The sequence below is a fragment of the Streptomyces sp. NPDC093097 genome, from assembly GCF_044754325.1.
GTDB lineage: Bacteria > Actinomycetota > Actinomycetes > Streptomycetales > Streptomycetaceae > Streptomyces.
On record NZ_JBIVOW010000015.1, the window covers coordinates 1 to 23,950 of the forward strand.

Consider the following 23,950-nt stretch of genomic DNA (forward strand, 5'->3'; position numbering starts at 1 on the left):
CTTGAGTATCTGGGGCGTTCCGATGACCAGGTCAAGTTGCGGGGCTATCGGATCGAGTTGGGCGAGGTCGAGAGTGCGCTGACGGCACTCCCGGGAGTGGCCGCGGCCCGTGCGCTCATCCGCGAGGACCGACCGGGCGACAAACGCCTGGCCGCGTACCTGGTGGCCGATGCCGGGCAGGAGTTGGACGCCGGCGAGCTGCGTCGGAGCCTTACGACGGTATTGCCGGAGTACATGATTCCGGCCGCGTTCGTCGTCCTCGACGCATTGCCGCTGCTGCCCAACGGCAAGGTAGACCGCCGGGCCCTGCCCGCCCCCGAATCGGACACCCACCGAGCCGGTGGCCAGGCACGGCGTACCGACGAGGAACGGATCCTGTGCGCCGTGGTCGCCGAGACACTCGGCATCCCGGAGGTCGGTGTCGACGACGACTTCTTCGCCCTCGGCGGTGACAGCATCCTGTCGATCCAGGTCGTGAGCAGGGCCCGCAACGAGGGACTGGTCATCACACCGCGCGATGTCTTCGTCCACCGCACCGTGGCCGCGATCGCGTCGGCCGCCGTGCCGCTGGGCGCCGAGCCGGAGGCCGCGACCACCCCGGGCATCGGCGAGGTGCCGCTCACCCCCATCGCCGCCTGGTTCCTCGACCGGCCCGGCACGTTCGACGGTTACAACCAGTCGAGCGTGCTGCGCGCACCGGCCGGGGCAACCGAGAGCGATATCGCCGCGGCGCTCCAACTGCTCCTGGACCACCACGACATGCTGCGGCTCCGGGTGACGGCGACACCCGGGGGACGGCCCGGTCTCGAAGTGCTGCCGCAGGGCGCGGTGAGCGCCCGCACGCGGCTGACGCGGGTCGACATCGCCGGGCTCACCGGCGCCCGGACGGATGCGCTGGTCGCCGAGGCCGCGGAGGCCGCCCGCCTGCGGCTACGGCCCGGCACCGGCGGTGTGCTGGAGGCCGTCTGGTACGACGCGGGGTCCGACCGGCCCGGCCGGCTGCTGCTCGTCGTCCACCACCTCGCGATCGACGCCGTCTCCTGGCGCACCCTCACCGCCGACCTGGCCGCGGCCTGGCATGTGGTCACCGCCGGCGCGGCGGGCGACCCCGCGCTCCTGCCGCCGGTGCGCACCTCCTACCGCAGATGGGCGGAGCTGCTGGTGGCCGAGGCGCGGAGCGCCGAGCGCACCGCGGAACTGCCGTTCTGGCAGGAGATCCTGCGCACCGAGGACCCGCAGTGGGGCTACCGACCGCTCGACCCGGACCGGGACACCGCCGACGGCGTGCGGACGCTGACGGTCACCCTGCCCGCCCAGTGGACATCGCCGCTGCTGACCACCGTGCCGACCGCGTTCCACGCGGGCATCAACGACGTGCTGCTCACCGGCCTGGCGCTGGCGATCACCGGATGGCGTGCCGAGCGCGGGAGCGCGGGCGGCTCCGCCGTGCTGCTCGATCTGGAGGGGCACGGCCGCGAGCAGATCGCCGAGAACATCGACCTGTCCCGTACCGTCGGCTGGTTCACCAGCATGTACCCGGTGCGGCTCGACCCGGGGCCGGTGAGCCGGTACGAGGCGCGGGCGTTCGACGCCCCGCTCGTCGACCGTGCGCTCAAACGGGTCAAGGAACAGCTGCGGGCCGTCCCGGACCACGGCATCGGCTACGGCCTGCTGCGTCATCTCAACCCGCGCACCCGCGACCTGCTCAGGGACGCCGTGACGCCGCAGATCGGCTTCAACTACCTGGGCCGCTACGCCGGTTCGTCGGCGGCGGGCGGCACCGGGGACTGGCAGCTGCTCTTCGACGGGGGCGGACCGCGCAGCCAGGACCCTGACATGCCGGCGCATCACGTGCTGGACATCAACGCCTACACCAAGGACCTGCCGGAGGGGCCGCAACTGGTCGCCGGCTGGACCTGGCCGACGGATCTGCTCAAGGAGGAGGACGTCGAGGAACTCGCCGAAGGCTGGCTGCGGGCGCTGCGCGCCGTCGCGGAACACGCCCAGGCACCCGACGCCGGCGGCTACACGCCCTCCGACCTTCCGTTGGTCTCGCTCAACCAGGCTCAGATCGATCGACTGCAGAACAAGCTGCAGAACAAGCTGCAGAACAAGTGGGGTGGACGCAAGTGACCGGGTTCCAGCTGCAGGACGTCCTGCCGTTGACACCGCTGCAGGCAGGCATGCTGTTCCATGCCGTGTACGACTCCGAGGCGGTGGACGTCTACACCGCGCAGTTCGTCTTCGACCTCGAAGGACCCGTCGACGCGGCGGTGCTGTACGCGTCCGTGAAGGGACTGCTGCGCCGGCACGCGAACCTGCGGGTGGGCTTCCTCTACGAGGACCTCGACGAGCCGGTCCAGGCCGTCGCCGTGGACGTCCCGCCGGTCTTCGAGGAACTCGACTTCGGCACCGGCGACGAGGCCGGGCGCGCCGAGCGGCTCGCCGCGTTCCTGGCCGCCGACCGCACACGGCGGTTCGACCTCTCCGAACCGCCCCTGATGCGCTTCACCCTGATCCGGATGGGACACCACCGGTACCACCTGGTGATGACGAACCATCACCTTCTCCTCGACGGCTGGTCGATGCCGCTGCTGGTACGGGAACTCTTCGAGCTCTACGCGCGCGGCGGGGACGGCGGCGCGATGCCGCGCGTCGCCCCCTACCGGGGCTACCTCGCCTGGCTCGCCGGCCAGGACCGGACCGCCGCGGCCGACGCCTGGCGCGCGGCGCTCGCCGGAGTGGCACAGCCGACCCTGCTGGCCGGGGAGAAACCGGCCTCCGCGTCCTCGGGAGAGCTGCCCGAACAGCTGGTGCTGAACCTGGGCGCGGCCACCACCGCCCGGCTGCGGGAGACGGCCCGCCGGCACCGCCTGACGCTCAACACGCTGGTACAGGGCGCCTGGGGCGTCCTGCTGCACCAACTGACCGGACAGGACGACGTGTTGTTCGGCACCACCGTCTCGGGCCGGCCGCCGGAGATCCCCGGGGTCGAGACCATGGTCGGCCTGTTCATCAACACGATTCCGGTCCGCGTCGCCATCCGCCCCGACGACACCCTGGCGACACTGCTGCACCGGATGCAGGACGAGCAGGCCCGACTCCTGGGCTCCCAGTACCTCGGCCTGACCGAGATCCGCGCCCTGACCGGCCTGGACGACCTCTTCGACACCCTCGCCGTGTTCGAGAACTACCCCATGGACGCGGAAGCGCTGCGGCAGGCCCAGGAGGGCCTCCCCGGCCTTCGGGTCACCGGCTTCCGCGGCACCGACGCGGCGCACTATCCGCTCACCCTCACCATCGCGCCGGGCGACGATCTGCGAATCACCTTCGGCCATCGCACGGACGCCTTCACCTCCAAGGCCGTACGGCTGATGGCCGAGCGGCTGCGGCTGCTGCTGGAGAACTGCGCCGATGACCTGGAGCAACCTCTCGCCGCCCGGTCGGTGCTGCTCGACGGCGAGCACGCACGCCTGCTGGACCAGGGGAGGGGCGCACCCCTGCAGGCCGGTGTGCCGCGGGCCGGCCTGCCGGAGCTGTTCGCCGCCCGGGTGGCGTCGGACCCGGACGCGGTGGCGGTCAGGCAGGGCGAACGTGCCCTGTCCTACGGAGAGTTGGATGAACTCTCCGGTGCCCTGGCACGGTGCCTGACCGGTCTGGGCCTGGCCGCTGAGGACGGAGTCGGCGTGCTGGTCGGCCGCTCGGCCGCACTGGTGACGGCCTCGCTGGCCGCGGTCCGGGCCGGCGGCGCGTACGTACCGCTGGACGACCGCTGGCCGGTCGGGAGACTGCGCCGGATATCCGCCTCGGCCGGTCTGCGCGCACTCGTCGTCGCGGCGGACCTCGCCGGCCACCCCTGGGTGGCCGAGGCCCGCGGCACCCTTCCGGTCGTCGTGGTGGACACCGACGGCCGCGTCCTCGACGGCGCACCCGTCGGGCCGGGAAGCATGCCTGGCCCGACCGATGCCGCGCGGCTGGCGTACGTGATGTTCACCTCCGGCTCCACCGGCGAGCCCAAGGCCATCGGCGTCACCCACGCCGACGTGGCGGCGCTTACGGCCGATGCCGTGTGGCACGGCGCAGCCGACGCGGTCCTCCTGCACTCCACTTATGTCTTCGACGCCTCGACCTGTGAGATCTGGGTCCCGCTGCTCAACGGCGGAACGGTCGTCGTCGCCCCTGACGGCCCGCTCGACCCCGAGCGCCTCGGCCGCATCCTGGCCGCCGAGAAGATCACCGCGCTCTTCCTGACCACCTCCCTGTTCAACCTCGTCGCCGACAGCGATCCGCACCTGTTCGAGACCGTGCGCCTGGTGGCGACCGGCGGCGAGGCGGCGGCAGCGGGCGTCCTGCAACGCGCGGCGACCGCCTGCCCGCAGACGACGTTCGTCAACGCCTACGGGCCGACGGAGACGACGACGTTCGCGACGCGGTACGAGGTGCCGTCGCAGCCGATCGCGGAGCACCGGGTCCCGCCCATCGGCAGGCCGCTGGACGGGATGCGGTGCTACGTCCTCGACGCCCGGCTGCGACCGGTGCCCACGGGCGTGGTGGGCGAGCTGTACCTCGCCGGACCGGGCGTGGCCCGCGGATATGTGGGCCGCCCCGACCTGACGGCCGCGCGCTTCGTGGCCGATCCCTTCGACGCGTCGGGCGAGCGGATGTACCGCACCGGCGACCTCGTGCGATGGGACGAGGCCGGCCGACTCGTCTACCTCTCCCGCGCCGACGACCAGGTCAAACTCCGCGGCCACCGCATCGAACCCGGCGAGATCGAAGCCGCGCTCACCGCCCTGCCGACCGTGGCGGCCGCCTGCGCCGTCGTCCGCGAGGACACCCCCGGCGACCGGCGGCTGGTGGCCTACGCCGTGGCCGCGAACGGCGCGACGACCTCCGCGGAGGCACTGGCGGAGCAGCTGGGCCGCACCCTGCCCGGCTATCTGGTCCCCTCGGCGTTCGTCGTGCTGGACGCACTGCCGCTGACCCCCAACGGCAAACTCGACCGCCGGGCCCTGCCGGCACCCCGGCACACGGCGGAGGGCGGCGGACGCGCCCCGCGCACCGTGCAGGAAGAACTGCTCGCCGACCTGTTCGCCGACGTGCTCGGCATCGGCCGCGTCGGTGTCGACGACAGCTTCTTCGCGCTCGGCGGACACTCCCTGCTGGCCACCCGCCTGGTCAGCCGCATCCGCACCGCCCTCGGCGTGGAACTCGAAGTGCGCACGCTCTTCGAGCGCCCCACCGTCGCGCAACTGGCCGCGGCCCTCGACGACGCGGGCACCGCACGGGACGCCCTCGTGCCCGCGCAGCGCCCGGCGAGACTGCCGCTGTCCTTCGCCCAGCAACGCCTGTGGTTCCTGGGCAGGCTGGACGGACCCGGCGCCACCTACAACATCCCGCTGGTGCTACGACTGGACGGCCCGCTGGACATTGCCGCCCTCGGTGCGGCGCTGGACGACGTCATCGAGCGCCACGAGGCGCTGCGGACCGTGTACCCCCAGCACGACGGCGAACCCGAGCAGCTGGTCCTCGACCCGGCCCAGGCCCGGTTCACGCTGACCGTCGACGACGTCGAGGAGCCCGACCTGCCCGCCCGGATCACCGCCGCGGTGACCGAGCCGATCGACGTGGAGGCCCAAGTACCGCTGCGCGCACGCCTGCTGCGGCTGGGCGCGGAGAGCCACGTGGCGGTACTGGCGCTGCACCACATCGCCGGCGACGGCTGGTCGCTGGCGCCGCTGGCCCGGGACCTGGGCGCCGCCTACCGGGCGCGCGCCGAGGGCAGGGCTCCCGACTGGTCGCCGCTGCCGGTGCAGTACGCCGACTACGCGCTGTGGCAGCGGCGCATACTGGGTGAGGAGTCCGACCCCGAGAGCCTGACGGCCCGCCAACTGGACTTCTGGCGCCGGGCGCTGGCAGGCGTGCCGGAGGCACTGACGCTGCCGTGGGACCGGCCGCGGCCCGCCGTGACCGACCACCGGGGCGAGGCGCACTTCTTCCGCCTGGACCAGGACACCCACCAAGGGCTCGTGGAGTTGGCGCGCGCCTCGGGCTGCACCCTGTTCATGGTGGTGCAGGCGGCGGTGTCGGTCCTGCTGTCCCGGCACGGTGCCGGCGAGGACATCCCACTCGGCACCGCGGTGGCCGGCCGGAGCGACGAGGCCCTGGACGACCTGGTCGGGTTCTTCGTCAACACCCTGGTCCTGCGCACGGACCTGTCGGGCGATCCCACCTTCCGCGAACTCCTCGACCGCGTGCGGGAGTTCGACCTGACCGCCTTCGCGCATCAGGACGTGCCGTTCGAGCGCCTGGTGGAGGCACTCAACCCGGCACGGTCCCAGGACCACCATCCGCTGTTCCAGGTGATGCTGGTGCTGCAGAACCAGGCGACGGCAGACATCGAGCTGCCCGGACTCACCGCGACCGGTCAGCCCGTGCACACGGGCATCAGCAAGTTCGACCTGACGTTCAGCTTCACCGAGACGCGGGACGCGTCGGGTACCGCCGCGGGCATCGACGCCCACCTGGAGTACTCCACCGAGCTGTTCGACCCCGGGACCGTGCACCGACTCGCCCACCGGCTCCACCGCCTGCTCTCCGCGGTCGTCGCCGACGCCGACCTTCCCGTCCGCGGCTACGACCTGCTCACCGCCCAGGAGCGGTCGCGGATGCTGGGGGAGTGGGGGCGCGGCCCCGCCGCCTACCTGCCGGCCTCCACGGTGCCGGAGCTCTTCGCGGAGCAGGTGACGCGAACCCCCGACGCCCAGGCAGTACGCGACACGACGGGCACCCTGACCTACGCGCAACTCAACGCCCGTGCCAACGACCTCGCCCACCACCTGTCCGGACACGGCATCGGCCCCGAGGACCTGGTGGCCCTCGCACTGCCCCGGTCGACCGACCTGATCGTCGCGATACTGGCGGTGCTCAAGGCAGGAGCGGCCTACCTGCCGCTGGACCCCGCATACCCGCCCGCCCGCATCGCCTTCATGCTCGACGACGCCGCACCGTCCTTCGTCATCACCACCGCCTCCCTCCGCGCCGAACTGCCCACCACCGCCCGCTGCCTGGCACTGGACGACACTGCCGCCTGGTCCACCGGCCACACCGCAGACCCGCGCACCGGCCCCCTGCCCACGCACCCCGCCTACGTCATCTACACCTCCGGCTCCACCGGCCGGCCCAAGGGCGTCGTCGTCACCCACCAGGGCGTCGGCGCGATGGTCCGTACGCAGACCGAAAGGCTCGGCCTCACCTCCGCCAGCCGCGTGCTGCAGATGGCGTCGATCAGCTTCGACGCGGCGTTCTGGGACCTCTGCATGGGACTGCTGACCGGCGCCTGCCTGGAGATCGCGGACCCCGCACAACTGGTGCCCGGACCCCCGCTCGCCGGCCTCCTCGCGGAACGCGGCATCACCCACCTGACCCTCCCGCCGGCCGCCCTCGCCGTCATGCCGCAGAACGAGGGCATCCCGGCCGGCACCACCCTGGTGCTCGCCGGCGAGGCGTGCCCACCGGCGCTGGTCGCCCGGTGGGCCGACGGCCGGCGACTGGCCAACGCCTACGGACCGACCGAGACCACGGTCTGCGCCACCATGAGCGACTTCCAGCCACCGACCGCCCCGCAAGGGCCGACCCACCGGGTACCGATCGGCGTCCCCGTACACCACGCACAGGCGTATGTGCTCGACGACGCACTGGAGTTGGTGCCGCCGGGAGTGATCGGGGAACTGTACGTCGCCGGCGACGGACTGGCCCGCGGCTATCTGCACCAGCCGGGCCTGACCGCCGCCCGGTTCGTCCCCGACCCCTTCAGTCGCACCGGCGGACGCATGTACCGCACGGGCGACCTCGTCCGCTGGAACGACCGGGGCGAACTCGAATACCTCTCCCGCGCCGACGACCAGGTCAAGCTACGGGGCTTCCGCATCGAACTCGGCGAGATCGAGGCGGCGTTGACCGCGGTCCCCGGCATCACCGCCGCCTGCGCCCTCGTCCGGGAGGACCGGCCGGGCGACCGGCGCCTGGTGGCCTACGCCGTTCCCGCCGACGGACAGCGGGAGACGGCGACCGCCCGGATGCGCCAGGCACTCCGCGCGCAGCTGCCGGAGCACATGGTGCCCTCCGCGTTCGTCGTACTCGACGCCCTGCCCCTCACCCCGAACGGGAAGACCGACCGCCGCGGACTGCCCGCCCCCGGCCCGGCCACGGGCACAGGCACCGGACGCGCGCCGGACACCGAGCAGGAGAAGCTGCTGTGCGCGGTGTTCGCCGAAGTCCTCGGCGTGCCCGGCATGGGCCTCGACGACGACTTCTTCGAGGCCGGCGGGCACTCCCTGCTCGCGGTCAAGCTGGCCCAGCGCATCGAGGACCGGCTCGGCGTACGCCTGTCGATGCGTGCCCTGTTCACCGCACCCACCCCGGACGGCGTACGGCGCCTCCTGGACGAACCGGACGGCGGCGCCGCGGACGCCCCCGGCCCCGATCCGCGACAGGACGTGCGCCTGGCACCGGACATCACCCGGGCACTCGGGCCCACGCCCGGCGAACCCGCAGGCGGCCGCCGCCCGTTGCTGACCGGCGCCTCCGGCTTCCTCGGAGCGTTCCTGCTCCGCGATCTGCTGGAGTCGACGGGAGCCCCGGTGGACTGCCTGGTCCGGGCCCGCGACACCGCCGAGGGAGCCCACCGGCTGCGATCCGGCCTGGAGCGGTACGGGTTGTGGAAGGACCACTACAGCGACCTGATCCATCCGCTGCCCGGCGACCTGGCCGCACCGGGCCTGGGCCTGTCCGACAGGCAACACCGGGCACTGCGCAAGCGGGTCGGCGCCGTCTACCACAACGGCGCCAGGGTCAACTTCGCCGCCCCGTACACCGAACTCCGCGCGGCCAACGTCAGGGGCACCGAGGAACTCCTGCGGATCGCCGCCGCATCGGAGTCGGGCGGCATGCACCACATCTCGACCACCGGCGTGTACGCACCGCACACCGCCGACGGCCGCCCCCTCACGGAAGCGTCCGCCACCGGCCCCGTGCACGAACTGCCCGACGGCTACGCGCAGAGCAAGTGGGTCGCCGAGGAGCTCGTGCGCATCGCGCAGCGCCGCGGAATCCCGGTCACCGTCTACCGCCCCGCGCGCATCTCCGGCGCCACGCACACGGGCGCCTGCCAGGACCGCGACCTGCTGTGGCAGTACATCAAGGGCTGCCTCCAGGCACAGGCGGTCCCCGAGGGAGCCGACGACTCGACCGACTGGATACCGGTGGACTACGTGAGCGCGGCCATCGTCACCCTCGCCGGCAACCAACACCCGCCGGCGAACCAGGCCGACCAGGAACCGACGACCTTCCATCTCACCCACCCCGAACCACCCATGCTCTCCCAGGTGTTCCGGGCAGCGGCCACACTGGGCCACACGGTGCGACCGGTGCCGCTCGACCACTGGCGCAAGCTGGTGGCCGACCAACCGGACAACGCCGCCCAGCTCTTCCTCGGCGGCCCCGGCGGTCAGGGAACGGCCGGCGAAGCGGAGGGCGGACCCCGCCGCACACGCCGGACCTTCGACTCCTCCCGCACCCACCGCACGGCCGCGGCAACGGGAGTCCACCTCCCACCCCTCACCGACGAGACCGTACGGGCCTACCTGACGTACTTCACCGGCACGGGATTCCTCCCCACCCCCGCCCAGGACCGCTGAACCGACCCGGCACGCCCGCCCGGCACGGCCACGCACTCGGCGCAGGCAGGTCCGTGAGCTGCCCCTCGACCCGCACCCAGCAGGTCGAGGGGCAGCTCACGCTCCCGACCGAAGCACAAGGTTGATGACGACTGGCTGCCACGGGGACGTTCCGGCACGTGGCGCGCCGCGCACGTCGATTCCCCGAAGCCCCCACCCGCGCACCCTCCCGGCGCTACCGTGGAAAGGAGAGTGCGCAAGGCCAGTGAGCACCGACTCGATCCGATGGAGCGAGATGCCGGAATCACGCCACCCTGAGGGAACGACTCCTCCCCGACCGACCCGCCCGCCCCGGCAAGCAGCCGATATCGAGCAATCACCGCCGCAGGGCAGACGATTGAGCACCCTGGGCTGGATCGCACTGACGCTGGGCAGCGCGCTCCTGGGGGTCCACTACGGGATCGCACCGGTCTGGGCGGCATGGGGGCAACTGGCGGCCGGTGTGGTGCTGGTGGTGGCCGGGGTGTGGTCGGTGTTGCGGGGACGACAGCATCTGACGCCCGTCCTGACCGGTCTCCAGGGGCTCCCGGCGGACGAGCGGATCGTGTTGTTCCTCCGGTCGTTCAAGGACGACGACGGTTTCTCCCAGGTGGCCGCACTGCGGTGGTTCCGCCTGCTGTTCACCTCCATGCTGCCGACGCCCGCCCATCTGCGCACCGAGGAGGACCAAGTCGCCCGCGCGGTCGCGCCGTTCGGGCGGATGGTCGCGCTCGGGCGCCCGTCCGACCGGCTGCCGCGGCTCGGCGCCGAGCGCAGCTACGCCTCGGACGCGACCTGGCAGGACGAGGTGCTCGCCGCGCTCGACCACGCCGCGCTCGTCCTGCTGGTCACCGGGGCGGGACGGAGCCTGGCCTGGGAGGTCGACCAGGTGGTGGGACGCGACGAACCCGCCCGCCTGGTCCTCCTCGTCAGCCGCGACCGGCGCCAGTACGAGCACTTCCGCGAGGCGTTGGGGGATCATTTCCCCAACGGGCTGCCCCACTACCCGCCGGCACGGGTGCGACACCGCCTCCTGCGGGGGCGCTACGTCCGTGCCGCGATCTGGTTCGACGGTGACTGGACACCGCACTGGGAAATGCTGGACGGCAGGTTCCCCCTGATCGGCCTCTCCCGTCGCACGCAGCGGGCGCTGCCACGCGCCCTCCAGGAGGTCTACCGGCGAGCCGGGGTGCCGGCACGGGTCCCGCCCACGACGCCGCGCCCGTGGGCGGTGAAACTGAGCGTGCCGCTGCTCGCCGCGTTCTGGCTGGGCCCGCTGGTGTGGTCCGTCTTCGCCGTCGGCGCCCTCGGCGGCCGTTCCCACGCTCCCGCCGGTGGCCTTTCTCCCTCCCTCGCCACCCCTTCCGGCGACCTGCCCGCCGCCGGCCACAACACCGTCCTCGACCTCCTGCTCACGGGCTGGCCGCTCTGGTTGTGGGCGGCCGTGGTGGCCGCGTTCGCGTACCGGACGTGGCGCGGCGGGCCCTACGCCGTCACGGTGGCCCGCCTCCAAGGCGTCGCCTTCCCCGTCTTCCTCCTGGCGCTCGTGGTGTCGCTGGCGCTCTCCCCGCAGGGCTGGCTGATGTTCCTCCCCTTGGCCGGCCTGGCGTTGGTGATGGCGCAGCAGGGGCTCTACTGGCTGTTCTCCCTCGGCCTGGTCCTGCTGGTGCTGGGCGTCGTGGGCATGCCCGTGGCCACCACACTGCTCATCCGCCGCGACGTACGCGAATGGATCGACTCGCGCCTGTAGCACCGGCCCCGTGCGTTCACCAGCCGGACTGGCGGAGAACGGAGCGGATCCGCATGCCCGTTCACAGATCCGGATGCTTCGTCGCCACGTGGTAGTAGCCCGAGTGGAACACCAGAGGGGTGCCGCCGTCGGCCTCGTACTCCTCGACCTCGCCGAGGAAGATGATGTGGTCGCCGGCGTCGACGCGCTGGACGGTGCGACATTGGAAGCGGGCGACCACACCGTCCAGCAGGGGGGTGCCGGCGATGCCGGGGGTGGTGGAGGTCCCGCGGAACTTGTCGTCGGCCGGGGTGGCGAACTGGCGGGAGAGATGGTGCTGGTCGGCGGCCAGTACGTGGACGGCGAAGTGTGAGGCGTCGGTGAAGTCCGGGAGGCTCGGGCTGTTCTTGCCGGGGCACCACAGGACGAGGGGCGGATTCATCGAGACGGAGGTGAAGGAGTTCGCGGTCATGCCGACGTTGCGGCCGTCGGGGGCACGGGCCGTCACCACGGTCACGCCGGTGGCGTACTGGCCCAGTGCGCGGCGCAGTTCGCGGCCGTCGAAGCGGGCGGCGTGCTGGGCGCGCTTCTCGGCGAGGAAGCGGTGCGCCTCGGCCTCCTCGAACCACCAGCGGTAGAGGGTGCGCGGGTCGTCGAACCCGGCGGCGAGGGCGCCCGCGACCGCGGGGATCTCGGCCGCCGCCGTCAGCAGGTCGCGGTGGTGCTGACTCAGCTCCGTCAGCAGGGAGTTGGTCCAGCCGACGGCCCATTGCGCCCAGCCGCGCCAGAAGTTGTCGAAGGTGCGCTGCATCCACTGCGGGGTGAAGGCGGCGCTGCCGTGGCGGAGGATGCTGTCGAGGTAGTGGCTCGCGGCCTGGGCCGCGTTGTTCGAACCCTGGCCGGTGATCGGGTCGTTGAGGACGACGGCGTCGGCCATACCGAGGACATGCCGGCCGGAGGCCAGGCGGGCGACGGGGTGCCGGACGGTCGGGGTGAGCCTGCCGCGCAACACGCCGCCGCTGTCGGTGAGCCGGGCGTGCCGGCAGCGCTCGTATTCGTCGGGGAAGAACCGGTGCAGGATCTCCAGTGAGCGGGTGAGATGGCCTTCGGGCGTGCGGACGTCGTCCCAGCAGTCCATCGGACCGCCGGGGACGCCTTCGAAGACCATGATGTCGCAGGGCCCGGTGGTGGTGAGGGCCGGGAAGGAGAAGTACTCGCCGACGCCGGGGACCATGCGGTAGTGGACGGCGGCCTCCCCCTCCCGCGGCGCCGCTCCCGTGACGTACGTCAGAGCCAGCGCACGGCGCGGCCGGTCGTACGGGGAGAGTTCGGAGTTGCGCGGGAAGAGTCGGCTCAGCTCGCCCTTGCCGGTGGAGACCACGACGAGATCGTGCGTACGGGCGTACCACTCAAGGTCGTTGACGCCCGCCTCGTGCAGCACGAGCTCGCCGCGGCCACCCTCCGCGAACTGCTCGATCCACGCGGCACACTTGACCCGCTGGTCGACGGAGCGCGCGGGGCCCTCCAACGGCGCACGCCAGGAGACGTCCGGAGTGCCGTGCGGACCGATGAGAGAGAGCGCGATGCCGGAGATGTCCGGGGCCTGGTCCTCCCAGTGGTGCAGCCCGAGTTCGCGCTCGCTCTGCAGCGCGGTGTCGAACATGCACTGGCTGGACATGACCGGGCCGCGACGAATCTCGTCGGGGCTGCGGTCGGTGACCAGGGTGACGTCATAGCCGTGCGCCTGGAGTCCCAGGGCGAGTTGGGCCCCCGCCTGCCCGGCTCCGATCACCGCGATCCTTCTCATGTACTGCTGTCCTGCTCTCGTTGCGTGTGTATCGCTGACGTGTCGTCAGGTTGCTGTGGAGCTACCTACCGGCGACCGCTCAGGCAGTGACCTCGGCCAGGTAGTTCTTCGCCGCGACCGGGTCCATGAACCAGTGGAAGAAGTCGCGCGGGTCGTCGAAGCCGTTGACGAAGCGGGCGGCGACACGGGAGTTGGCACTCGCCGCGCCGAAGAGCTCCAGGACGTGCTGCGGCGGGGCACCGAGCATCGCGTTGGTCCAGGCCGTGGCGGCCTGCGCGTTGTCCCAGAAGCGGCCGAAGGCCAGCTCCATGAACGCGGCGTCGTACGGACGCTCGCCGTGGTCCAGGATCGTGGCGAGGTAGGAGGCCGCGCACTTCGAGGCGTTGTTGGACCCCTGGCCGGTGACCGGGTCGTTGAGGACGACGACGTCGGCGAGGCCGAGCACCTGCGCGCCCGAGGGCAGCGTGGCGACGGGCTTGCGGACGGTCGGCGCGAAGCGGCCCGCGAGGGTGCCGTTCCAGTCGGTGAGCGTGACCCGGGTGCAGCGCTCGGCCTCCCACGGCACGTACGTCCGCAGCAGCTCCTGGAACTTCGCCAGCTGCTGGTCGGGGGTGAGCCCGTCGAAGCAGTCGAGCGGCCCACCCGGGATGCCCTCGAAGAACATGATGTCGCAGGGGCCGCTGGTGGTGAGGCTGGGCATGGTGAAGTACTCGCCCACACCGGGGATGACGTTGAAGCTGACGCCGGGGCGGTCGGGCAGCGGCGCCATGCCGTTGACGTACGCCAGGGCCAGCGCGCGCTGCGGGGCGTTGTACGGGGAACGCTCGGCGTCCCGCTCGAAGAGCCCGGCGATCTCGCCCTTGCCGGCCGCGATGATCACCAGGTCGGACTCGGCGGCGTAGCGCTCCAGGTCCCCGACGCCGGCCTCGCGGAGGTCCAGACGGCCACCGCGGCGCGCGAACTCACCCATCCAGAGCGGCATCTTCACGCGCTGGTCGATGGAGCGGGCGGTGGCCTCAAGGCGGGCGTTGAAGGAGAGCGCCCGGCCGCCCTGTCCGTCGGCGATGTTCACACCGAGCCCGGCGATCGGCGGACAGGCATCGCCCCAGAAGTCGAGGCCGAGGCTGCGCTCGTGGGCCAGCGCGGTGCCGAACATGGCCTGGCTGGACATGACCCGGCCCTCGCGGATCTGGTCTCCGGTGCGGTTGGAGACGATGGTGACGTCATAACCGTGGTCGATCAGACCGACACCGAGCTGGAGGCCGGCCTGGCCGGCTCCGACGATGGTGATCTTGCGCATGAGAGGGGCCTCCGGGGGTTGGGTTGCGCGGTATTGAGCGGTGCCGTGCAGTGCCGTGCGCTGAACGGCGTTTCCGCGACGTGAGGGCGGTTGGATGGAATGCGGCTGCCCGCCGGAGGGGGGCCGGCGGGCAGCCGCGGGAAGCTGGGTGACCCAGGACCGGGGGATTGGCCCTGGGTCACCCGGCCGGCTAACGGGGCCCGGACGAATCGGCGAGCCGGGGCAGCGCAGGCAAGGGCGCCGCGATGTGCGGGGGTTCGGCCCCGGCGGCTCTCGCCGCTTCGGTCGCGCCGCGCACACGCAGCGCGCATGCGACAGGCTGTCCGCTGAGCGCGACTCCGCTTCTGACGAGCGCGGTCCGGCCCGGCACTCCCTGCATCGTTGATTCCCTGATTTCTTCTCGGGTCCGCGGCGGTGGGGAATCAACCTTGGTATGGCAAGATCGTCTCCGCTATCCGGATCACGCGGGTCGCTGTCCCGATCGCGCATCTCGGCGGTGGAGGTTCACATGCCCGCTGAAGAGCACCCGCTCGCAAACCACCAGCGGTTCCATACAACGGACATTTGGGAGGCGCGGGCCGAGGTCGGCCGCGCCTTCTGCCCGCATGAGCTGCGCATCATGCAGCGCTCGGCGACGCTCGACGCCCGGCTGCACGGCACACCCTTCGACCGCACGGGTCTGTACTACCTCGATTACGGAACGGAAGTCCGGATCACACCGGGCGACCTGGAGAACTTCTTCCTCGTCCAGATACCGCTCGCCGGCCACGCCGAAATAGCCTGCGGCCGGGAGGAGATCATCTCCACCCCCGAACTCGCCTCCGTCCCCTCTCCGACCGGAAAGGTGGACATGCGCTGGGGTGCCGGCAATCCGCAACTGATCGTGTGGCTCGACCGCGCGGCCCTGGAAGCGCACCTGGGCAGCCTGCTCGGCCGCACCGTGCGCCGCCCGATCTTCTTCTCGCTCGGCATGAACCTCACCACGCCCGGCGCCCGCTCCTGGCTCAACATCGTCGACCTCATGCGCCGGGAGGCGGAGGGGTCTGACGGCATGACAAACCAGCCCCTGGTGACAAGACAGCTCGAATCGCTCCTCATGACCCAGCTGTTGATGGCCCAGCCCCACAACTACACGCCGGCGCTGCTCGGCGAGCAGCCGCGCGTGGCCCCGCCCGCCGTCCGCCGCGCCATGGAGGTCATCGAGGGACACGCCGCCGAGCCGCTCACGGTCCCGGAGATCGCGGAATACGTCGGCGTCGGCGTACGGGCCCTCCAGGAGGGCTTCCGCCGGCACCTCGACACGACACCCCTCGCGTACCTGCGCGAGGTCCGCCTGGACCGCATACGCAAGGAACTCCTGGCCTCCGACCCGGGCACCACGACCGTCACCGCCGTCGCATCCCGCTGGGGCTTCCTGCACCCGGGCCGCTTCTCGCTCGCGTACCGCGGACAGTTCGGGGAGTCGCCTTCGGAGACGCTGCGGGCGTAGGGGACATCCGGACTCCCGAGAGGGGCCCGGCGCGGCATGCCGATCCCCTGCATTGCGATCCTCTCGCGCGCCGGCTGCTTGCTGACGCGCGAGGGGACCGTGCGGTGCCTCAGTCGGTCGGCTCCTGCTCGGCGGCCGGCTTGGCGGTGAGCAGTGCGGTGATCTCCTGGGCGAGGTGCGGGCTGAGCTCGCCCCAGCCGTCCTTGTAGCCGTAGACGCCGGCGAGGGTGCGGGCCTCGTAGTCGCCGTTCATGATCTCGATGTCGTCGGCCGTGATGAGCGCCGGGTGGGCAACGCCGACGGCCGCCGAGACCTTCAGCAGCTCCTTGCGCAGGGTGCGCAGATAGACGGCGGCCCGGGTGGCCTTCGAGGCCGGGTCGAGGCCGCGCGCCAGCCACGCGTTCTGGGTGGCGACGCCGGTGGGGCACTTGTCGGTGTGGCACTTCTGCGCCTGGATGCAGCCGATCGACAGCATCGCCTCGCGCGCCACATTGATCATGTCGGCACCCAGAGCGAAGGCGACCGCGGCGTTCTCCGGCAGGCCGAGCTTGCCGGAGGCGATGAAGGTCAGGTCGTCGGTCAGCCCCAGCTCGGCGAACGTCCCGTAGACCCGGGAGAAGCCCATCCGGAAGGGCAGCGACACCGAGTCGCTGAAGGTCAGCGGCGCCGCACCGGTGCCGCCCTCACCGCCGTCGATGGTCACGAAGTCGACACCACGGTCACCACGCGCCATCAGCGTGGCCAGCTCCTGCCAGAAGCCCATCTCGCCCACCGCGCTCTTGATCCCGACCGGCAGACCGGTCTCGGTGGCGAGCAGTTCGACGAAGTCGAGCATCGAGTCGACATCGTGGAACGCGGTGTGCCGCGAGGGGGAGGCGCAGTCCTCGCCGACCGGGATACCGCGGATCTCGGCGATCTCCGGGGTCACCTTCGCACCCGGCAGCATCCCGCCCAGCCCGGGCTTGGCGCCCTGGGAGAGCTTGATCTCTATCGCCTTGACCGGGGCCCCGGCGACCACATCCTTGAGCTTGTCGAGGTTGAAGGTGCCGTCCTCGTTGCGGCAGCCGAAGTACGACGTCCCGATCTGGAGGATGAGGTCCCCGCCGTTGCGGTGGTACGGGGAGAGGCCGCCCTCACCCGTGTTCTGCATCGTGCCGGCCAGCGCCGCACCCTTGTTGAGCGCCGTGATCGCCGCGCCGGAGAGCGATCCGAAGCTCATCGCCGAGATGTTCACCACGCTCGCCGGCCGGAACGCCTTGGCCCGCCCGCGCGGCCCGCCCAGCACCTTGGCCGAGGGCAGCGGGGACTGCGGGTCGTGCAGGTCGGGCAGCGCGCCGGCGAACGTGCGCTGCTTCAGGTAGGCGTGCCCCTGCATGTGCTCGACGTCGTTGTCGGTTCCGAACCCGAAGTAGTTGTTCTCCCCCTTCGCCGACGCATAGATCCAGGTGCGCTGGTCACGGCTGAACGGGCGCTCCTCGTCGTTGGAGGTCACGATGTACTGCCGCAGCTCAGGACCGATCGTCTCCAACAGGTACCGGGCGTGCCCGAGCACCGGGAAGTTCCGGAGCAGTGCGTGCTTCTTCTGGACAAGGTCACGGGCGGCCACCAGGGCCAATGCTGTTGCGGTGGCCGTGGCGATGCTCCGGGCGCGCATGAACGTTCCTCTCCTCGATGCTCGACTCCATCGCCACGCGGCGGAGTCGTCGTGTCGTGTCGTATCGGGCGTTGTGCGGCAGGCACAACCAACCAAGCAGGCGTCAGCGTCCGTCGGAGAACGCGCAACGATAGTAGGGGCTCGCCCGGACACATGAGGGGTCAGGGTCGCCGGGTGCGACAGTCGTCCCGTCGGGGGTTGATCCCAGCACGTCGGAACGGACCGCGCACGGTGCTGACCGTATCCGCTGCGCGGAAGATTCACCGTCCGCTGTTCCGCACGCCACGCTGCCTGGCGCCGGCACCAGGCAGCGTCGCTCGGCGGAGGAGTCGCCTACCGGCCTCGCTCAAGTGGCCTGGCCGACAGTCGCGTTGACGAGGCGACGGCGGACGGCTGTGCCTGCGGGGAGGAACGGAGCCTGGCCGAGCACCTGTTGGGCCTTGAGGCTCTTCCCCGACCGCGGCAACAACGGACCGACCGGCGAAGCACCCTCCGATCACCGGTGGCGCGGACGACCGCGAGGCACGGTCACGCCACCAGGCGCAGCCAGGCCTCCGCGAGTGCGGCGTGACCGGCCGGCGTCGGATGCACGCCGTCCGCAGACCAGTGCTCCGGCCCACACCCCGCGGCGAGTTCGGCGAACATGCCGTCCGCGGCGAGCAGGTGCGCGCCGTATGCGCGGGCGAGCTCGCGCACGACCTGGATCTTCGGGTCCAGATCGGCCCGCCACTCCTTGCGGACCGCATCGTCGATCTGCGCGTGACCGGCCTCGACGGTGCCACTGACCGGCAGGAGGAACGGCTCGATGAGGATCAACTCCGTGCCCGCCTCGGCCAGCGGCGCGAGCAGCCGGTCGTAACCTGCCGCGAAATCCTCCGCCGGGATCACCTGGCCGTCCGGGTCGATCGTGTGCCAGCCCATGTCGTTGACGCCGACGAGGATCGACACCACGTCCGGGCGCGCGTCGAGCACATCCGCCTGCCAACGGCCTTCCAGATCGCTCACCTTGTGGCCCCCGGTCCCGGTGTTCAGCCAGGTCACCGGCCGGCCCGGGTGCCGGAGGCCCCACTCGCCCGCGACCCGCAGCGGGTAGCCGAACCCGAGGCCGTCCTCACTCTCCAGCCGCCGGCTGTCGGTGATCGAATCCCCGGTGAACATCACGGTGGCTCCCGGGCGGAGGGTGATCGTCATCTGTACTCCTTGAAACGCGGGTTGGGGGAGGAGAAGGTTCGCCGGGGAACAGGGCAGCGGCTCAGGATTCCGCGATGCCGAACCACGCGCCGGCGGCCCCCTCGAACGCCTTCCGGCCGAAGTCGCGCTCGCCGGCCCAGGCGACGACGCCGTCCGGCCGGACGAGCACGGCACCCAGCCCCAGGTCGTTCCTGGCCGTCCCGGCCGCGTAACGCAGCCGGCGCTGCCACCGCCTTGCCGCAGCCCGCAGACGGCGGTCGGCGCTGAAATCGAGCACGACGCCGCGGCCGTCGTGCATCAGGTCGGCCAGGCACGTACCGTCCTCCAGACGGAAGTCCGGAGCGGTCCGGCCGACCAGCGGCTGATCGCTGCCGAGATCGTGGCGGACCGACGAGCCCGAGAGCCTCCCGAACGCGTAGGTCGTCCCGTCCCGGGTCCCGAACAGGTCGCGGAGCACTCCTTGGAGGGCATGGCCGTGCGGGTCCGGCGACATCGCTGCCACCTGGGCGCGGGACCAGTCGAGCACCCGCGCGCCGACCGGGTGGCGTTCACGGGTGTAGGTGTCGAGAAGGCCGTCCGGCGCGTGGCCGCGCACCGTCGCCGCGAGCTTCCACCCCAGATTCAGGGCGTCGCCCAGTCCGGTGTTGAGCCCTTGTCCGCCGAGGGGGGAGTGGATATGCGCGGCGTCGCCCGCAAGCAGGACGCGTCGCCGCCGGTAGGTCGTCGTCTGCATCGCCCGATCGGTGAAGCTCGACGCGAGGTGGACTGCGTTCAGCGTCACGTCGGTACCGGACACGCGGCGCAGCACCGCCTGCAGATGATCGCGGGTCGGCGGCTGCGAACGGTCGAACGCACCGCCGTCGAAGTCCATCGCGCCGATATGCCCTTCCGTAGGCATCCGGAGGTACATACCGGTCGGCGTCAGGTTGATCCCCGGGCGGAGCTTCTCGGGATCGTCGAGGGAGGCGACCATGGTGTAGCCGGTGAACCGCGGCTCGCTGCCGACGAATTCGAAGCCGGCGAGCCGACGCACCACGCTGCGCCCGCCGTCGCAGCCGACGACCCAGCGTGCCGCGTACTCCTGCTCACCGGCTCGCACCACCACGCCCTCGTCGTCCTGCGCGACGCCGGAGACGGTGACGCCACGCCTGATCTCCACACCGAGCTTGGACGCCCGCTCGGACAACACCGTCTCGATCGCCGCGAGGTCGGTCAACATGACGTCCGGCGCCAGGGTGGGCAGTCGGAACGGCAGCGCGGCGAGATCGACATCGGCCGGGTCGAGCACCATGCCGGCGAAATGCCCCAGGCCGCCGCGAAGGGGGGCCGGCCCGTCCGCGTCGAGATCCACGCCGAGTGCGTCGTCGGCACCCGACGCCGCCAGCAGCGGATGCAGCATCCCGCGGCGGTGGAACGCCTGGAGCGACGAGCCGAACAACCCCCGCATACCGAGCGGGTTCGCCCGCCACGGCGAACCGGGCTCCGACTCCCGCTCCAGCACCACGACCGAGCAGCCCGCGACCCCCAACTCGCAGGCAAGGAAAAGACCGACCGGGCCAGCACCCACGATCACCACGTCATGCATGGGAAATCCCCTTCCGAACACGGAACTCTGTGACGCGCCAAGGCTGCTGGGGACCGCTCACACCGGGCTCACACGGCGCTGACACGGGAGCGCACCGACGCCGCCCTGATGTGAGAACCCGACGGCGCGTACGCGAAGATGGGGGAATGAACGGGGGCGCGCGGCTTCGCCTCACGCTGCTCGGCGCCTTCGCGGCATCGCGCGGCGACACCGTCCTGCCCGTTCCCGGCGCCCGCCTGCAAGCCCTTCTCGCACGGCTGGCGCTCGCCGGCGGACGCCCGGTCGAACAAGGGGTCCTGGTCGACGCGATCTGGGCCGAGAACCCGCCGACCGGCCCCGCCCACGCCCTGCAGGCCCTCGTCTCACGGCTGCGCCGAACCCTCGGCTCGGCCGCCGACGTCGCACAGCTCGCGGGCGGCTACCGACTGGCCGTGGACGCCGCCGACGTGGACGCGCTGCGATTCGAGCGGCTCGCCGCGGACGGCCACCGCCGCCTGCGTGCCGGCGACCCGCAGGCGGCGGCGCCCCTCCTCGGAGCGGCCGTGGCGCTGTGGGGCGGCCACCCCGGCGCCGAGCCTGCGATCATCGCCGGCGTGGCGCCCGCCGCCGCGACCCGGCTGGCCCACGCCTCGATCGAGGCCGCCGCCGACCTCGCCGACGCCGAACTGGCACTGGGGCACGCCGAGACGGCCGCCGCCCGCCTGACCGCCCTGCTCACCGAGCACCCCGTCCACGAACGCGCCGCCGCGCTGCTCATGGACGCACTCGCCGCCCAGGGGCGCCAGGCCGAGGCCCTCGCCCGGTACGAGCAGGTCCGCGCGACCCTGGCCGACGACCTCGGCACCGACCCCGGCACCGCCTTGCGCGCACGCCACCTGCGCCTGCTGCGCGCCGACCGGCCCGCCCCCGACATCGCGCGGACCAGGCCGAGCAACCTGCCCACGCCGCTGACCCGCTTCATCGGCCGCGACGACGACCTCGCCCGGATCGACACGCTGCTCACGGCCGGACGCCTGGTCACCGTGGTCGGTCCCGGCGGCGCCGGCAAGACCCGCCTCGCCGTCGAGGCCGCCCGCCGCCACCTGTCCGCCTACCGCGACGGCACCTGGATGATCGACCTCGCCTCCGTCACCGAGCCCACCAAGGTCGGCGCGGCGCTGCTGGCCGCGATCGGGCTGCGCGGCTCGGCACTCTTCGAGGCCTCCGCCAAGCTGCGCGGCGACCCGATCGGCGAACTGGGCGTCCTGACCGACCAGTTGGGCGGCCGGGAGAGCCTGCTCGTGGTGGACAACTGCGAGCACCTCGTCGACGCCGTGGCGCACCTGGTCTCGGCGCTGCTGGCCCGCTGCGCCGGGCTGCGGGTACTGGCCACCAGCCGGGAGCCGCTGGCGATCGACGGCGAGGCCCTCGTCCCGCTCGGCCCGCTGCCCCTGCCCGCACCGCACGCGGACGTCGAACAGGCCCGCCGGACGGCGTCGGTGCTGCTGTTCAGCGAGCGCGCGGCGGCCGTGCGGCCCGGGTTCGACGTCGACGCGCACCACCTCGCCGACGTGCTGCGCATCGTGCGCAGCCTGGACGGCCTGCCGCTCGCGCTGGAACTGGCCGCGGCCCGCCTGCGCACCTTCTCGCTGTCCGATCTGGCCGCCGGGCTCTCCGACCGGTTCCGCCTGCTGACCACCGGCAGCCGGACCGCCGCCCCACGGCACCGCACACTCCACGCGGTCATCGCGTGGAGCTGGGACCTGCTCGGCGCGGACGCGCGGACGGTCGCGGAGCGGATCGCGGTGCTGCCCGGTGGTGTCACACCGGCCTCGGCCACCGCGGTCTGTGCAGGCACCGCGGTACCGGCCGGTGAGATCCGGGAGCTGCTCGCGGGCCTGGTCGACCGGTCGTTGCTGCACCTCGCACCGGACACCGGCCGATACCGGATGCTGGAGACGATCCGCGAGTACGGCCTGGAGCGCCTGACCGAGCAGGGCACCCTCACCGACGTACGGGACCTGGCCGCCCGCCACTGCGCCGAACTGGTCGCCCGCCAGGACCTGTTGCTGCGCGGCCCGCACCAGCTCGACGCACTCCACGTGCTGCACGCCGAGTACGACAACGTGCTCGCCGCACTGCGCCACCTCTCCGACACCGGCGACGCCGACCGCGCGATCGGGCTCGCGGTCAACCTGATCTGGTGCTGGCGCATGCTCGGCCGGCACGTCGACGCCGCCTACTGGCTCGGCGAGGCGGTCGCGTTGCCGGCCGGGCAGCCGAGCGTGGAGCGCGACATCGCCGAGGGGATGCTGCTGCTCAACTTCCTCGCCGCCCCGAGCACACCGGCCATCGACGCGACCGCGAAGCGGCGCGGGGAGCTGCGTCGGCTCACCGACCGCCTGCGCAGCCACCCGGAGTTGCCGGGCTGCGGCGGCGCCCTGCTCGCGATCAGGCTGGCCTCCCAGGACAAGGACGACGCGCCGTCGTCGATCATCCAGCGGCTGATCGACGGACCGGACGTGTGGCTGGCCGGGCTGGCCCACATGTTCCGCGCCCACTTCGCCGAGAACGAGGCCCACCTCGATCAGGTACGCAGCGACATCCCCGCCGCCCTGGAATGCTTCGACCGAGCAGGCGACCGCTGGGCCCTGGCCAAGACACTGCCGCTGCGCGCACTGCTGCGGCAGTACGACGGCGACCTCGACGGAGCACTGGCCGACCTGAACGAGGCCAAACGCCTGGCCCGCACGTTCGGGTCGCTCAGCCTCGACGACGAGATCTTCATCGACCTGCGCCGCATCGATGTGCACGAACGGCTCGACGAGAGCGCGCGGGCGCGGAAGTTGGTCGCCGCGGCCCGCGAGCGCGCGCAGCGCTCGGCCTCACCCGAGCTGGCGATCGTGCTCGACGCACGGGAGGCCGGTCTGCGGATGCGGACCGGCGACCTCGACCGGGCCTGCGAGTTGGTCGAGTCCGCCGAGGCCGGGCTCTCCCTGCTGCTCCCGGCCGTCGGCGCCCACGGACGGGCGCTGGTCGCCACGGTGCGGGGCGCACTCTGTCTCGCACTCGGCGACGGGCCCGGCGCCGAGGAGGCACTGGACCGGGCGCACGCGACGGCGATCGACAGCGGGGACATGCCGTTCGTCGCGATGGTGGCGGTGACCGTGGCCGGACTCGCCGCGCTCCACGGGCGGCACCGGGACGTCGCCGGACTGCTCGGCGCGGCGGCCCGCCTGCGGGGCGCCCACGACCGCACCGACCCGCAGGTCCGGGCGCTGAGCAGCCGCAGCCGGCTCGCACTGGGCGAGGAGCGCTTCACCGAGGCGTACGAGACCGGCTGGCAACTGGACCCACCGGCGGCCCTGACCCGGACCGATCCGGCCCGACTGCGCTGTGCGGCGCCGTCCGCCCCACTTCCCGAACCGGGCGATGCTCCGGCACGGCGGGCGTGAGCCCACGGCGCGAGGGGTAAGAAGACCACCCGTGACCGTCACCGC

At 72.2% G+C, this 23,950-nt stretch carries 10 protein-coding genes; 5 read left to right on the plus strand and 5 right to left on the minus strand.

Annotation, left to right across the window (positions count from 1 at the left end):
- From ACIQE0_RS24280 to ACIQE0_RS24290, 3 genes are all read left to right on the plus strand, one after another.
- On the plus strand, positions 1-2,133 hold a 2,133-nt coding region (locus ACIQE0_RS24280; protein ID WP_402335780.1), incomplete at its 5' end, for a condensation domain-containing protein.
- Entirely contained in the window at positions 2,130-9,698 is a 7,569-nt protein-coding gene (locus ACIQE0_RS24285) for an amino acid adenylation domain-containing protein (protein ID WP_402335783.1), read from the plus strand. The genes ACIQE0_RS24280 and ACIQE0_RS24285, both read left to right, overlap by 4 nt.
- Before the next feature lie 376 nt (positions 9,699-10,074).
- The gene (locus tag ACIQE0_RS24290) at positions 10,075-11,466 is read left to right on the plus strand and encodes a hypothetical protein (protein WP_402335785.1); all 1,392 of its coding nucleotides are present in this window, start codon (positions 10,075-10,077) and stop codon (positions 11,464-11,466) included.
- Between the two features lie 61 nt (positions 11,467-11,527).
- Here ACIQE0_RS24290 and ACIQE0_RS24295 read toward each other — a convergent pair whose 3' ends face one another.
- Positions 11,528-13,252 (minus strand): styrene monooxygenase/indole monooxygenase family protein, encoded by a 1,725-nt coding sequence (locus ACIQE0_RS24295; RefSeq protein WP_402335788.1) that lies wholly within the window; start codon positions 13,250-13,252, stop codon positions 11,528-11,530.
- A 79-nt stretch (positions 13,253-13,331) separates the two neighbouring features.
- Complete coding sequence (locus ACIQE0_RS24300; protein ID WP_402335790.1) at positions 13,332-14,552, minus strand: styrene monooxygenase/indole monooxygenase family protein; 1,221 nt, start codon at positions 14,550-14,552, stop codon at positions 13,332-13,334.
- A 508-nt stretch (positions 14,553-15,060) separates the two neighbouring features.
- Here ACIQE0_RS24300 and ACIQE0_RS24305 point away from each other — a divergent pair.
- A complete protein-coding gene (locus tag ACIQE0_RS24305) occupies positions 15,061-16,041 on the plus strand; it encodes an AraC family transcriptional regulator (protein WP_402335793.1) in 981 nt (326 codons plus the stop codon).
- 109 nt (positions 16,042-16,150) lie between these two features.
- On the opposite strand, the gene ACIQE0_RS24310 is transcribed toward ACIQE0_RS24305, so the two are convergent.
- The 3 genes from ACIQE0_RS24310 to ACIQE0_RS24320 all read right to left on the minus strand — a co-directional run bounded on the left by ACIQE0_RS24310 (position 16,151) and on the right by ACIQE0_RS24320 (position 20,471).
- Positions 16,151-17,695, minus strand: coding sequence for an FMN-binding glutamate synthase family protein (locus ACIQE0_RS24310; RefSeq protein WP_366329748.1), 1,545 nt, complete (start codon positions 17,693-17,695; stop codon positions 16,151-16,153).
- 528 nt (positions 17,696-18,223) lie between these two features.
- Complete coding sequence (locus tag ACIQE0_RS24315; RefSeq protein ID WP_402335796.1) at positions 18,224-18,886, minus strand: SGNH/GDSL hydrolase family protein; 663 nt, start codon at positions 18,884-18,886, stop codon at positions 18,224-18,226.
- Between the two features lie 61 nt (positions 18,887-18,947).
- Positions 18,948-20,471, minus strand: a complete 1,524-nt coding sequence (locus ACIQE0_RS24320) for an FAD-dependent oxidoreductase (RefSeq protein WP_402335798.1) — start codon at positions 20,469-20,471, stop codon at positions 18,948-18,950.
- Positions 20,472-20,617: 146 nt separating this feature from the next.
- Here ACIQE0_RS24320 and ACIQE0_RS24325 point away from each other — a divergent pair, with 146 nt between their 5' ends.
- Positions 20,618-23,905, plus strand: a complete 3,288-nt coding sequence (locus tag ACIQE0_RS24325) for an ATP-binding protein (protein ID WP_402335801.1) — start codon at positions 20,618-20,620, stop codon at positions 23,903-23,905.
- Positions 23,906-23,950: the final 45 nt, after the last annotated feature.